The sequence below is a fragment of the Amycolatopsis sp. NPDC088138 genome (genome assembly GCF_044741685.1).
GTDB lineage: Bacteria > Actinomycetota > Actinomycetes > Mycobacteriales > Pseudonocardiaceae > Amycolatopsis.
Window position 1 is genome coordinate 507,940 of sequence record NZ_JBIUTB010000008.1, and the last position, 13,268, is coordinate 521,207.

Genomic DNA, 13,268 nt, shown 5'->3' on the forward strand with positions numbered 1-13,268 from the left:
CGCGCGGGGGGGGGGCGGGGGGGGGGGGGGGGGGGGGGGGGTGCCCCCCCCCCCCCCCCCCCACGGCCCGTTCACGCGACGTCGAGCGGCCGGGTGCCCCGCAGGCGGTGGGCGTGCAGCGCGAGCTGCATGTCCAGCCGCTGCGCCGGGTCGTTGAGCCGGTCGCCGAACAGCTCGGTCAGCTGGTTGAGCCGGTACCGCACGGTCTGCGGGTGGACCTTGAGGACCTCGGCGATCTCGGGGGTGCTGCCGCGCCCCTCCAGCCACGCCATCAGCGTCTCGCCGAGCCGGTCCTGCTGCTTCGCGGTGAGGCCGGTGAACGGGCCGAGGGCCGTGCGGGTGAGCTCGGCGAGCAGGAAGTCGTCGTGCATCAGCCACACCGTGCTGAGGTGGTCGGCGCTGTGCACGACCGGCGCCGGGTCGATGACGCCCTCCCGCACCAGCTGCAGCGTCCGGGACGCCCACCGCAGCGACGTCGCCGCGTCGGCCAGCGGCACCCGCGGCCCGACCGCCAGGTGCCAGCCGCGCAACGCCGGCTGCAGGAGCCGCAGGTCGCGTTCCAGGTTGGCGGAGAGGAGACACGGCTGCGTGCTCTCGAGGTCGACCAGGACGTCCGCGGGCAGCGAAGGGCCCGGCTCGTCGTCGTGGTGCCGGTCGGCGGGGGACTGCAGGGCCACGGCGTTGACCCGCTCCGGGAGCGGCCAGCCCGCGGCCTCCGCCGTCGCGGCGACGGTCTTCGGGGGTGAGGGCGGGGTGGCCAGGAGCAGGTCGAGCAGCCGGCGGCGACGGCGTTCGAGGGTGCCCGCGGCCTGCGTCTGGGCCACCGTGTAGCCCTCGACCGAATACGAGGAGATCTCCTCGATCACCGCGAAGATGGCTTCGGCGCAGACGCACAGCATCGGAGTGGGCATGCCGGTGCGCTGGCCCCACGCCGCGATGTAGCGCCAGGCGGCCTGGCCGCCGACGCGGTAGGAGGCCTGCAGCGAGTCGAGGCTGCCGCCGCCCTTGTGGACGCCCCGGCCCACCTCGCGGAAGAGCTCGTCCCACTTGTGCCGGCCGGGTGGGCGGCCGCCGATGCTGTCGATGGAGCCGATGACGGCCTCTTCGATCGCCTTGATGATGACCGTGCCGAACCCGCCTTCGAGGGGCTTGGCGTACTCGGGCACCTCACGCTGGATGGCTTCGAGGATCTTCTTGCCGAGGTTGTCCGCGTGCGGGCGGAACCGCCGGGCGACCTCGCCCGGCAGGGACACCCACAGCGTCCGGGCCTGGCTGCCCGTCTCCGCCGGTTCGCTCATGCCGGAGCTCCTTCCCCGGCCATGGACTCATGGGTATCGCGACGACGCAAACCGGGCGGTCCGGGCTGAGGTGAGGTGATGAATCCCGGCGACGCGGTTGTTGCGCCGCTGCTAAAGGCTCGTCGTGTGCGACGATCGGGGCATGGGTGCGCAGCGGTTCGAGGCCGTCATCACCGCTGGTCCACGCGATGCCGGCGTCATCACGGTGCCGTTCGACCCGGACGTGGAGTGGGGCGCGAAGGCCGACCACCCGGTCGGCGGCACGATCGGGGACCGCCGCGTCCGCGGGCGCCTGACCTCGCGCGACGGCGGTTGGGAGCTGACCGTGACGCCGTTGTGGCTGCGCGACACGGCCACGGCGGTCGGCGACGAGGTGACGGTCGTGCTGGCCCCGGAAGGCCCGCAGCGCGGTGACCTCGCCGACGACATCGCGGCGGCCCTGGAGGCCGACCCGGCGGCCGGCGCGTTCTTCGACACGCTGGCCCAGTTCTACCGCAAGGCGTACCTGCGCTGGATCGACGGGACGAAGGGCCGCCCGGACGTCCGCGCGGCCCGGATCGCGGAGGTGACCGGCCTGCTCGCGGCCGGGACCAAGCAACGGCCCCGGCCGTAGGAGGCTCGTCCATGCCGCCGGAAACCCGCTTCGACAGTGCCCGGATCGAAGCCGCCCGCGGGGTGATCGACCCGGTCTTCCTCGACACCCCGCTCTACCCCTGCGACGCGCTCGGGCGCGCGCTCGGCTGCCGGGTCAGCGTCAAGCTGGAGACGGCGAACCCGGTGCGCAGCTTCAAGGGCCGTGGCACCGAGCTGGTCGTGAACGGCCTGGCCGAGCCGGCCGCGGTGTGCGCCAGCGCGGGCAACCTCGGCCAGGCCCTCGCCTGGTCCGCCCGGGACCGGGACGTGGCCGTCACCGTCGTGGCGTCGCGGTCGGCGCCCGCGGCCAAGCTCGACCGCATCCGCGCCCTGGGCGCCGAGCTGGAGTTGGTGGACGGCGACTTCGACACGGCCCGCGAGCGGGCGGTGGCCATCGCGGGGGAGCGCGGGATCCGGCTGGTCGAGGACAGCCTGGACATCGAGACGTGCGAAGGCGCGGCGACCATCGGCCTGGAGCTGACCGACACCACGCCGTCGTTCGACGCCGTGCTGATCGCCCTCGGCGGCGGGGCGCTCGCCACCGGCGTCGGCCACGTCCTGAAGGACCGCGCCCCCGCGGTGGACGTGCTCTGCGTCCAGCCGGCGGGCGCGCCGGCGATGACGCTGTCCTGGCGTGAACGGCGGGTCGTCACCACGGACTCGACCAGCACCATCGCCGACGGCGTCGCAGGCCGGCTGCCGCTGCCGGAAGTCCTGGACGACCTGCTCCTCGTCGCCGACGACGCGCTGCTGGTGCGGGAGGAGTCGATCATCGCCGGGATGCGGCTGCTGCTGGAGCACGCCGGCCTGGTCGTCGAGCCGTCGGCGGCCCTCGGCGTCGCGGCGATCCTGGAGGACCGCGAGCGGTTCGCCGGGCGGCACGTGGTCGTCCTGGTCTGCGGCAGCAACGTCGACCTGCCCGCGTATCACCGCTGGCTGGGGAACGCGTAGAACCGCAGGGCGACTTCGCGGGTGCCGGGCGCGGATCGTCGCGGCTGGTGGCAGTACGGCGCGAGCATTTCCCGGTACGCCGCTTCGAGTTCCCGCAGCTGCGGTTCGGTCACCCGGACCGACGCCCGCTGCGCCCTGGCCCACGAGCCGAACTCCTCGCGGTGGGCCACGGCCCAGGTCAGCAGGCCCAGCTCCCGCTCGTACATGTCGTCGAGGTAGGCCGCGACCAGCGAGCGGTGCGGCTCGTCGAACTCGTCGGGCCGGGGTTCGCGCAGGTACTGCGGGGTCGCGTGCCAGACGCCGTCCCCGTGCCGCTCGGCGTAACCGCCCGCAGCCAGGACCTCGAGCGACGCCGCGATCTCGGCCGCCGGACGGCCGGTGGCGGTGGTCAGGCCGTCCGCCGAGGCGGGCAGTGCCCGCAGCACCCGCCCGTGCCCGGGTCGGTGTGCACCTCGACGTCCCGGGGGGACACCGCGCGCCGCGGTGTCCCGGCCAGCAGCCGTCGCGCCGCGACCAGCAGCACCACGGCGACCGGCAGCTCGCCGAACACGGCCAGGAGCACGCTCGTCCACCGGTCGGGCGAGGCCCAGTCGAGCAGGACGTCGAACCAGGCGTCGCAGCACAGCAGCGCGGCGGTCGCGGAGAGCAGTGGCACCGCGGCCCGGCGGCGGTGCAGCCCCAGCCAGGCGCCGCTCGCGAAACAGCACAGCAACGCGACGTCGAAGCCCACCCAGGTCGTCCGCCACTGGCCGGTGTCGTACCGGTCGGGCAGCGTGTGGGCGAGGTAGACCGTCCACGGGACCAGGCACACGGCCGCCGCGCCGAGGAACACCAGCACCATCCGTCGGATCATGCCCCGAAGTTAGGGATCCGGGCCGGCGCCGGCATCGGGGACTTCCCTGATACCGGCCGGTTCTAGGAGAGCCGCCGGACCGTCAGGCGGACCGAGCCGCGGTTGCCCGTGTAGCCGAGCCAGCTGTCGTTGGCGAAGGCGTGGAAGTACCCCGGTTTGCCGTTGGTCCAGCTCGCCAGGCCGCCGCCGATCAGGAACGGGTCGTGGGGCTGCTGCACGTCCTGCTCGTCGAGGTGCTGGGCCGCCACCGCGCCGATCAGCGCCATCCACGGCTCGGCCTCGCAGCGGCGGCCGCCGAACGAGCGCACCTTGCCGTTCTCGTCGAGCTGGGCCAGCCGCGCCTGCAGCCAGGCCGAGGTCGTGGCCAGCGCGTGCAGCAGGTCCTGCAGGTCGAGCCGGGACGTTGCTTCGCCGCCGTCGGGGCGGTGCGCGACCTTCCCGTCCAGCCAGGTCCCTTCGGCGCTGAACGTGTACTCGCCGGGCTCCAGGTAGAGGCCGGTCCAGTTCCACGGCTTGCCGGCGTAGACGTCGACGGTCGCGCAGTCGCCGACCGCGAGCCGGCGGCCCTCGCGGTAGGGGCCTGCGGTGATCGGCGGTGCCGCCTGCCGCTCCCAGGCGGACGGGGCGAGGTCGGGGGAGCCGGGGGTGATGAACGGGAAGGCCCGCGGCGCCGGGCACAGGACCGTGTACACGCTCCGGAGCGAGTTGTGCAGCACGTCCTGGGGATCCGGCTTGATCTGGTCGACCATGGCCTTGTCGAAGGTCAGCTCCGTCACGGACTCGACCTCGTCGATCATCCACTTCAGCGCGCCGTCGGACAGCCCGGTGCGGTCGTGCCCGCCGCCGACGTCGCTGTGGTCGCCCGGGAACCAGACCTGCTTCGCGGTACGCCCGGGCCCGATCCCGGCCAGGTTCGTCCACAGGGTCGGCGCGAACGGGCCGCGCATCTCGTCGATCGCGAGCGCCTGGCGGGCGTGCTTGACGTGGTCGCCGAGCTTGGTGTCGTGGAACCGGGGGAGGTGCCCGGCCCGGTCTTCGAAGAACTTCAGCGGGCCCAGCCAGTCGGGGATGCCGAGGGAGCCGACCGTGTCCCAGACCCCGAGGAACTCGATCGGGACGACATCGGCCGCCGCGGCGGCGCCCGCGCGGTAGTCCTCGTCGAACAGCTCGCCGACCTTGGCCCAGAACCGGTTCGGCCCGGCCGTCTTGAGCGACGGCGGCAGGCCGCACTTGCCGAGCATCCCGCCGAGGCTGCGGACGGTGAACGCGCCGCGGCTGAAGCCGAAGAGGTAGATCGCGTCACCGGGTTCGTAGGTGCGCGCGAGCCAGGCGTAGGCGCCTTTGACGTTCTCCGAGAGGCCCTTGCCCACCAGCCCGCCCTGGAGGTGGTCGAGCATCCCGGGCCCGGTGCCGACGCCGGGGTGGTAGTACCGCACCTGCGTGTCCCCGCGGGCCACGGCGTTGTGGATCCGCGCGACGTTCGTCGGCGCGGGCTGGCCCTGTTGCTGCTGGTCAGGCGTGTTCCACGTGCCGTCGCAGCAGACGACGAGATGCCGCTTCGGGGTATCCGGCCCGCTCATCCGACCACCTTCGATCCGCTCGGGATGCTGGGGGAGTCGCGTCGATCTTTCCCGTGGTTACAGCCCCGGCGGGTGGAGGAGGCGGTGAGCGGCCGCGGAGATACCGGTGCCGGGCGGTCGCGCCGCCCGGCACCGGGTCCTCAGGACGTGCTGCAGAGGACGCCGTTCAGGGTGAACGACGTCGGCAGGATGTTCGGGCCGCCGTAGTCGGCCGTGAAGCCCGGGTCGGCGCTCTCACCCGGGGCCAAAGCCGTGGCCGAGGTGACCGTGACGGTGGTCCCGGTCTGCGTCCACGTCCCGTTCCAGCCGCCGGTGAGGTGCTGGCGCCCGGTCGGCCAGGTGAAGGTCAGCGTCCAGTTCGGTGCCGGTTTGGTGCCCGTGTTCGTGACGTGCACCCCGCCGACGAACCCGCTCGACCAGTCGGTGACGTCGGACATCCGCGCCGCGCAGTCGCTGCGCGCCGGGGTGCCCGTGGTGAACGTCAGCGGCGGCGAGGCCCAGGAGACCTTGCCCGCGGTGTCCCTCGCCAGCACGTTGACCGTGTACCGGCTGCCCGGGACCAGGTTGCCCGCGGTGAACGACGTTCCGGGCGTCTCGCCCCATTCTTCGCTGGTCGCGCCGGTGGTCCGGTAGACCTCGTACTTCGCGACCGGGTGGCCGCCGGGCGCGGCCGCGGGCCAGGTGAGCGTCGCCGTCCGGTCGGTGACCGAGCTTGCCGTCACCGCGCCGGGGGCGGCCGGGGCGCCGGTGACCGCGGTCGCCGGGTGCAGCACCAGGGTGGTCAGGGAATACGGCGGCAGCGTCCGGCTCGCGCTGCTGCCGCCCGCGGTCCCCGCGATCGACGTCGCGCCGTTGGTGAACGTGAGCACCTGCGACGCCGTGGCCGCCGGGGTGTAGCCGGCGCAGTCGAGCGCGACCGTGTGGGCGTTCCCGGGGTCCTTGTTGAGCAGCAGCACGGAAAGATCACCATTGGGTCGGCGGGCGGCGTGCGCGGCGACCAGCGGATCGCTCGTCCCGGTCCGCACCAGCTGGTCACCGGGGCGGGCGAAACGGCCGAACATCGCCAAGCCGTGGTAGGGCGCGAACGGCGTGTTGAGCGCCGGTTCGCAGACGTCACCCAGGCACGTCGCGCTGGAGAGCAGGCCCATGTCGCCGTAGTCGGTCTGTCCCTCCACAGTGGACACCTGGGTCGCGCCGTTGTGCGTGTCCCACCAGTCGACGGTGAACACGCCGTTTTCCAGCATCGCGCCGTAGGTGTCCGCGGCGAACAGCGCGCCCGGCTGGGTGTTCATGCCGACCGGGGTGTTGGTCTCGGTCAGCGCGATCCCGATCCGCGCCGAGTCCGCGCCGGCGTACTGCCCGATCTGGCGCCGGACCTCGTACATCATGTCGCCGACCTGCTCGGTCCTGGTCAGCGCGTCCGCCGCCGTCGCGCCGCTCGGGTACCAGTGCAGCACGGCGAAGTCGACGTGCGGGCCGGCGATCGACAGGACCGTCTGGTTCCAGGACGCGGCGTCACCGTCACCGACGATGCCGTCCGGCCAGTTCGCCGGGGTCGTGAGCACCGCGCCGATCTTGACCGACGGGTCGACGGCCTTCATGGCCTCGGCGTACGCGACGACACCGTTGGCGTAGGCCGTGGGGCTCTTGTCGGCGTGGTCGTCGGCTTCCCAGTTCGCGCCGTAGTGGCCGTTGCCGTAGAGCTCGTTGCCGATTTCCCAGTACCGGGCGCCGTAGCCCTTGGTGACGTTGGCGTACCGGACCCAGTCGGCGGCTTCCTGCGGGGTGCCGGTGCCGTAGTTGGCGATGATGATCGGCTGGGCACCGGCCCGCCGCACGCCGCCCATGAAGGTGTCGAAATCGGTGTCCGGTGCGACGTAGCCGCCCGGCGCGGTGTTGTCCTTCCAGTGGTAGATGTCGCCGTAGGAGCCGCCGGGGTAGCGCAGCATCCGGACGCCGGCGGCGCCGAGCAGGTCCGCCACGGTGTCGGTGCCGAGCTGGCTGTCCCAGACGGCGTGGTTGGCCCCGAGCGCGGTGTCCGGCACGGTGGCCAGGCCCGCCCGCGCGTTCACGGTGACGGTGACGTCCGGCTCGGCGGCCGCGGCCGGGGTGACCCCGGGCAGCGCCCCGAGGAGCACGGCGACCGCCGCCAGGGTGGCGCGGCGAAGTGGCGGAGCTGTCATGGAACCCATCCTCACTCGTCCTGGATCGAACGGAATGCAGATGGCTGAGAGCGCTCCCAGAAAGCGAACCACCGGGACCGCCGGAAGTCAACGCCGGGTGTGCCGCGGCGGCTCGTCCGGCCGCCGCGGCACCGCCGTCACCAGCTGGACGGGACGTAGGCCCAGCCGAGGTAGTCGGACCGCTGGGCGTAGGTGCTGGTCTGGTAGACCGACGGACCGGTGCTGATCGCGACCCCGCCGCCCAGCGCGAGCATGATGTGCCCGTTGCTGGTGGTGCTCGTGAAGAAGACCGCGGCACCGGCCGGCGCGACCGAGCCGGTGTGGATCCGGCCGTTGCTCTTCTGCCACTGGTAGTGCGTGGTGGCGGAGGCGAACCGGCCGCTGGTGCCGAAGGCGCGTTCGACGAACAGCTCGCACTGGTTGTTCCAGTCCGTGTGGCCCAGCCGCGCCTTGGCGAACGCGATCGCGCTGTCGGCCCGCGGGTCCGCGGGGTTCGCCGAGCCGCCTGGCTTGAGGCCGTCGGTGTCGCAGTGCGGCACCCCGGCGACGAAGCCCTCGGTCCCGGTCTTGACGTACTGGTCCGGCACCCACAGGTTGTCGGTGGTGAAGTCCCAGATCTCGTCCGACGCGGTGGCCTGGCAGACCACCGGCACCGAAGCGCCGGTCAGGTACTTGTTCGCCACGCTGCCCGCCGCGTCCGACGCGTCACCCTTGTGCGCGCGGCCGTTGAGGTCCGCCTTCGCCGGGAACGCGTGCGGTGTCGTGCACTGCGGCGCGACCATCGACGTCGAGCCGGTCTTGACGTATGCGTCGGGGATCCACAGGCCGTCGGTGGTGAGGTCCCATACGCTGCTGCCGCCGTAGGCCGGGCCGGTGTCCTGGCAGGCCAGCGTCACCGAGGTGCCGGCGGAGTACATGTTCGCGACCCGCTGCGCGCCGACCGCGACGTCCGGGTCCTTGACGGTCCGGCCGTCCACTGTGGTCGTGACCGGATAGGCCGACGCGGCCTGCGCCGCGGGTGCGGCCAGCCCGGTGACGGTGAGGGCCAGCCCGACGGTGGCCACCGCCGCCTTGAGTGTGGTTTTCATGGCTTGATCGTCGGAGGTGGCCGTACAAGAGACGTACAACTCGGGGTGGGCACCTCGGTCGGTGCCCACCCTTGGTTGTTTTTGGTCAGCCGACCTTCTGGATCTTCGCGTTGCGGATGAGCTGCTTGCCGGCTTCGTGGATCTGGTTGAACGCCGAGTTGTTCAGCAGCGCGCAGCTGCCGGACGTCGAGGTCACCGGGACGGTGATGGCCTTGTCGTTGTCCAGGTTGGTGACCTTCAGCATGGTGCCGACCGGGAACTGGTTGCTGGACGCCGAGGGCGTGCCGCCTTCACCGGAGAGGGTGACGGTCGAGCCGGGGCAGACGACGTCCCCCGCAGCCTGGTCACCGGCGGCTTGGGTGTCGGTGGCCTGGTCACCCGTGGCCTGTTCACCTGTGCCCTGGGCGCCGGCGGCTTGCGCGACGCAGTCGGCCGCAACGGCCGCAGCCTGGTCCACTGCCTGCTGGTCGGCCGCCTTGCCCTGGTCCGCCGCCGCGCCGTTCTGCTCGGCGGCCATGCCCTGCTGCTGCTCACCGGCCCCGTTCTGCCCGGTCGCCATACCCTGCTGCTGCTCGGCAGCGGCGGCGTTGGGATCGGCAGCGGCAACACACTGCAGAATAGCCGCACAATCCTGCCCGGCGGCGAGGTCCTGAGCCGCCATACCCTGCTGCTCGGCCGCGTTCGGGTCGGCCGCACCGTTCTCGTCGGCGGCGTTGTTCTGGTCCGCCATGCCGTTCTGTGCGGCGGCGCCGTTCTGCTTGCCGTTCTTCTCGTTGGCCATGCCGTTCTGAGCCGCGCTGTCCTGGTCGGCCGCACCGTTCTTGTCGGCCGTGCCGTTCTGGGCGGCGTTGTTCTTGTCGGCCATGCCGTTCTGTGCCGCGCCGTTCTGGTCCGCGGCCTTGTTCTTGCCCGCCATGCCCTGCTGGTCGGCCATACCGTTCTCGGCGGCACCGTTTTGGTCGGCCATACCGTTCTTCGCGGCCGCACCCTTCTGGTCCGCCATGCCGTTCTCGTTGGCCATGCCGTTCTGAGCCGCGCCGTTCTGGCCGGCGGCCCCGGCCTCGCCGGTCACCGCTTCCTGGCCGGCCATGCCGTTGGCGTCCACGGCGGCGGCTTCCTGCGCCAGGCACTGCTGGACGACCGCGCAGGCCGCCGCGTTCTGGTCGGCCGCGGCGTTCTGGTCCGCCACGTTCTGCTGGTCGGCCATCCCGTTCGCGGCGGCGCCGTTCTGATCGGCCATGCCGTTCTGGTCGGCCGCACCGGCGCCGTCCTGCTTCTCGGCCATGCCGTTCTTCTTGGCAGCCATACCGTTCTGGGCCGCGCCGTTCTGATCCGCGGCCTTGTTCTTGCCCGCCATACCCTTCTGGTCGGCCATCCCGTTCTCAGCGGCGCCGTTCTGGGCAGCCATACCGTTCTTCGCGGCCGCGCCGTTCTGGTCGGCGGCGCCGTTCTCGTTGGCCATGCCGTTCGCGGCCGCGCCGTTCTGGTCCGCCATGCCGTTCTGCTCGGCGGCCCCGGCCATGCCGTTCTGCTTGGCGGCACCGTTCTTCTTGCCGCCCATGCCGTTCTGGGCTGCGCCCTGGTCCGCCGCCGCGCCCTTCTGGTCCGCGGCCATGCCCTTCTGCTCGGCCACCTCGGTGCCGTCGGCGGCTCCGGCCACCGCCGCGCAGTCGACCGCCGCCTGGTTCGCCGCCACCGCTCCTTCACAGCCCGCGGCCTGGCGCCGTTGCTCGATCTGGTCGACCACCGCCTTGCGGTTGGCTATCCGGGCCGCGGACTGGGCGTCCGGTGCCGCCTGCTGGCTCGCGATGAAGCCCAGGTTGTTCTGCAACGCCGTGTCCAAGCCGGCGCAGTTCTCGGTCGCCGCGTTGCTCGCCGGGCTGCTCAGGGCGATCGCCGTGGCGGTCGCCCCCGCGACTCCCAGCAGGGCGACGAGTCCGATCGTCGCCGGTTTGCGGTGTCGTCCGGTCGTGCGCACGTGGGGCATCAGCCCCTCCTCTCGGGTCGCCACCTCACCACTGCACACGGGAGATCACTCCGAGTGGTTCAGACAGATTCCCCTTCGACGGCGAAAACACCCATCACCCAAGCAAAACCGGCTCACTGTCCACTGTGGACCAATGTGCTCGTAGCAGAGTCGAAGTCATGGTGAGGTGAACTGCGGGCGCCCCGGCCCGGTGTTGGCGACGATCCTAACCTCCCATGACCGTGTTGACAGGTTAGCACGGATCGTCTAACCTTCGAAACCGGGCCAAGGTGGTTATGCGACCGGCAAAGTCCCAGCATCTGGGTTTCGTCGTACCCCCTGGTTAGGGTTCGTTCGTCTCGATCATGGAAAGAGGAGTGTGGGCACGTGCGCTGGAGCCGGACCATCCGAATCACCGCGGCGGCGGTGGCCGTCCTCGGGCTGACCGCGTGCGGGGGCGGGGGCACCGATCAGCCGGCCGCGCCGGGCAAGGGCGGGGCGCCGATCGTCGTGGCGTCGTTCAACTTCACCGACAGCCAGATCCTGGCCGAGATCTACGCCGGCGCCCTGGAGGCGAAGGGCTATCCGGTCACCCGGAAGCTCAACCTGGGCTCGCGTGAGCTGATCTACCCGTCGCTCAAGTCCGGTGAGCTGCAGTTCATCCCGGAGTACCAGGGCTCGGCGATCACGACCGGCTTCGGCAAGGAACCGGTCAAGGACGCGAAGGGCGAGCACGACCAACTGGCGAAGCTGTTCGAGCCCGACGGTATCGGCCTGCTGGACTACGCGCCGGCCGAAGACAAGAACACCTACATCGTCAAGGCCGACCTCGCCCAGTCGAAAGGCATCGCGACCATCGGCGACCTGAAGAAGCTCGACAAGGTCGTCCTGGCCGGCGGCCCGGAGTGCGAGAAGCGGCTGACCTGCTTCAAGGGCTTCACCGACATCTACAAGCTGACGAACGCGTCGTTCCAGACCGTCCAGGAGATCGGGCCGCGCGTGCAGCAGCTGAACTCCGGCGCCGTCACGGTGATCCCGGTGGACTCGGTGAGCCCGTCGGCCGGTGACCCCAAGTACGTCGCGCTCAAGGACGACCTGAACATGGTGCCCACGGAGAACGTCGTGCCGGCCGTGAGCAAGAAGGTGCTCGACGCACGAGGCGCGGACTTCGCGGCCGTCGTCAACGCCGTGAGCGCGAAGCTCTCGACCGACGGCATGCGCGAGCTGAACAAGCGCGTCGACTCCGACGGCGAACCAGCCGCGGACGTCGCGAAAGACTGGCTGTCGCAGCAGGGGCTGGCCTGACATGGCGGACAACACGGGACAGCTGCACTTCAACGCCTTCATCTGGCCGAACGGCTACCACGAGTCCGCCTGGCGCGTCGTCGAGGACGACGTCCGCGGTGTGCTCGGGCTGCCGTACTACGCGGACATCGCGCGCACGGCCGAGCGCGGCCTGATGGACACGATCTTCCTGGCCGACAACATCGCCATCGCCGAGTACCGGGCCACGCACCTGCCGCAGACGCAGTTCGACCCGATCTCGGTGCTCTCAGCCCTGGCCGCGGTCACCAGCCACATCGGGCTGATCGGCACCGGCTCCACGACCTACAACAAACCGTGGGAGCTGGCCCGCCGGTTCGCGACGCTCGACCACCTCAGCGGCGGCCGCGCGGGCTGGAACATCGTCACCACGATCACGCCGCTGGCCGCGGCGAACTTCGGCGAGAAGGCCCACCCGGACCACGCCGACCGCTACACGCGGGCCCACGAGTTCGTCGACGTCGTGACCCGCGCGTGGGACAGCTGGGGCGACGACGCGGTGGTCGGTGACCGTGAGCGCGGGGTGTGGGCGGATCGCGCCAAGCTGCACGCGCCCCGCTTCCACGGCGAGTTCTACGACGTCGAAGGCGTCCTGCCGTTCCCGCGCTCGCCGCAGGGGCGGCCGGTGCTGGTCCAGGCCGGGCAGTCGCCGGCCGGCATCGCGCTGGCCGCGCGGTACGCCGAGCTGGTGTTCTCCGGGCCGCCGTCGCTGGAGGCGGCGGCCGCGTTCCGGGCCGAGCTCCACGCGCAGGCAGCCGCCGCGGGCCGCGACCCCGCGCACGTGCTCGTCCTCCCCGCCCTGATGGTGACGCTGGGTGGCACCGAGGCCGAGGCGCAGGAGAAGGCCCGGCGGCTGGAAGAGCTGGCGAGCCCGGAGTTCCGCTGGCAGAACATCCTGTACACGGCGGGTCTCGACCCGGACGGGTTCGATCCGGACGTCCCACTGCCCGCGGAGCTGTGGAGCGGCACGGCGAACGTGTCGAGCCGCGCGGGGGAGCTGTTCGCCCTCTCGCGTGCGCAGCCGGAGGCGTCCCTGCGTGAGGTGGCCCTGCAGCTCAAGAGCGGCGCGGGCCAGTCCCACTTCGTCGGGACGCCCGAGCAGCTGGCGACGCACGTGATGGAGTGGCAGGACGCCGGCGCGGTCGACGGCTTCACCATCATGGGCTCGACCCTGCCCTACGAGCTGACAGCGTTCGTCGACCACGTCGTACCCATCCTGCAGCGCAAGGGCCGGTTCCGCACCGAGTACGCGGGCCCGACCCTGCGCGATCACCTGGGGCTGGCGCGCCCCGGCACCCGGCAGTGAAAGGGGTCCGGACACAGTGGACCGTGGTCGTCACGGTCCGGTAAAGCCCGTTGTGCCTGCTCCCGGCGTGTGATGTCGTGATCGGGA

11 protein-coding genes are annotated in these 13,268 nt (G+C 71.8%); 4 read left to right on the forward strand and 7 right to left on the reverse strand.

The window, feature by feature from the left end:
* Positions 1-71: 71 nt before the first annotated feature.
* The gene (locus tag ACIOD2_RS43065) at positions 72-1,298 is read right to left on the reverse strand and encodes a helix-turn-helix domain-containing protein (RefSeq protein ID WP_400551204.1); all 1,227 of its coding nucleotides are present in this window, start codon (positions 1,296-1,298) and stop codon (positions 72-74) included.
* Positions 1,299-1,440: 142 nt separating this feature from the next.
* On the opposite strand from ACIOD2_RS43065, the gene ACIOD2_RS43070 reads away from it, so the two are divergent.
* Entirely contained in the window at positions 1,441-1,911 is a 471-nt protein-coding gene (locus tag ACIOD2_RS43070) for a YdeI/OmpD-associated family protein (RefSeq protein WP_400551205.1), read from the forward strand.
* A gap of 11 nt (positions 1,912-1,922) precedes the next feature.
* Positions 1,923-2,882: a threonine/serine dehydratase gene (locus tag ACIOD2_RS43075; protein ID WP_400551206.1), complete on the forward strand. Its 960-nt coding sequence runs from the start codon at positions 1,923-1,925 to the stop codon at positions 2,880-2,882.
* Here ACIOD2_RS43075 and ACIOD2_RS43080 read toward each other — a convergent pair.
* The 6 genes from ACIOD2_RS43080 to ACIOD2_RS43105 all read right to left on the reverse strand — a co-directional run bounded on the left by ACIOD2_RS43080 (position 2,858) and on the right by ACIOD2_RS43105 (position 10,573).
* Complete coding sequence (locus tag ACIOD2_RS43080; RefSeq protein ID WP_400551207.1) at positions 2,858-3,307, reverse strand: hypothetical protein; 450 nt, start codon at positions 3,305-3,307, stop codon at positions 2,858-2,860. The two genes, ACIOD2_RS43075 and ACIOD2_RS43080, sit on opposite strands and share 25 nt — an antisense overlap.
* Positions 3,271-3,735, reverse strand: a complete 465-nt coding sequence (locus ACIOD2_RS43085) for a hypothetical protein (RefSeq protein WP_400551208.1) — start codon at positions 3,733-3,735, stop codon at positions 3,271-3,273. The genes ACIOD2_RS43080 and ACIOD2_RS43085 overlap by 37 nt, the downstream gene beginning before the upstream one ends.
* Before the next feature lie 62 nt (positions 3,736-3,797).
* On the reverse strand, positions 3,798-5,315 hold the full coding sequence (locus tag ACIOD2_RS43090) for a DUF2235 domain-containing protein (protein WP_400551210.1): 1,518 nt from the start codon (positions 5,313-5,315) through the stop codon (positions 3,798-3,800).
* A gap of 140 nt (positions 5,316-5,455) precedes the next feature.
* A complete protein-coding gene (locus tag ACIOD2_RS43095; RefSeq protein WP_400551212.1) occupies positions 5,456-7,498 on the reverse strand; it encodes a cellulose binding domain-containing protein in 2,043 nt (680 codons plus the stop codon).
* A gap of 137 nt (positions 7,499-7,635) precedes the next feature.
* Complete coding sequence (locus ACIOD2_RS43100; RefSeq protein WP_400551213.1) at positions 7,636-8,586, reverse strand: hypothetical protein; 951 nt, start codon at positions 8,584-8,586, stop codon at positions 7,636-7,638.
* Positions 8,587-8,671: 85 nt separating this feature from the next.
* Positions 8,672-10,573 carry a hypothetical protein gene (locus ACIOD2_RS43105; RefSeq protein ID WP_400551215.1) on the reverse strand — a complete coding sequence of 634 codons (1,902 nt, stop codon included), beginning with the start codon at positions 10,571-10,573 and terminating at the stop codon, positions 8,672-8,674.
* Positions 10,574-10,939: 366 nt separating this feature from the next.
* Between ACIOD2_RS43105 and ACIOD2_RS43110 the strand changes: the two genes are divergently transcribed.
* Entirely contained in the window at positions 10,940-11,857 is a 918-nt protein-coding gene (locus tag ACIOD2_RS43110) for a glycine betaine ABC transporter substrate-binding protein (protein WP_400551217.1), read from the forward strand.
* A gap of 1 nt (position 11,858) precedes the next feature.
* A complete protein-coding gene (locus ACIOD2_RS43115; protein ID WP_400551219.1) occupies positions 11,859-13,181 on the forward strand; it encodes an NtaA/DmoA family FMN-dependent monooxygenase in 1,323 nt (440 codons plus the stop codon).
* The last annotated feature ends 87 nt before the right edge of the window (positions 13,182-13,268 follow it).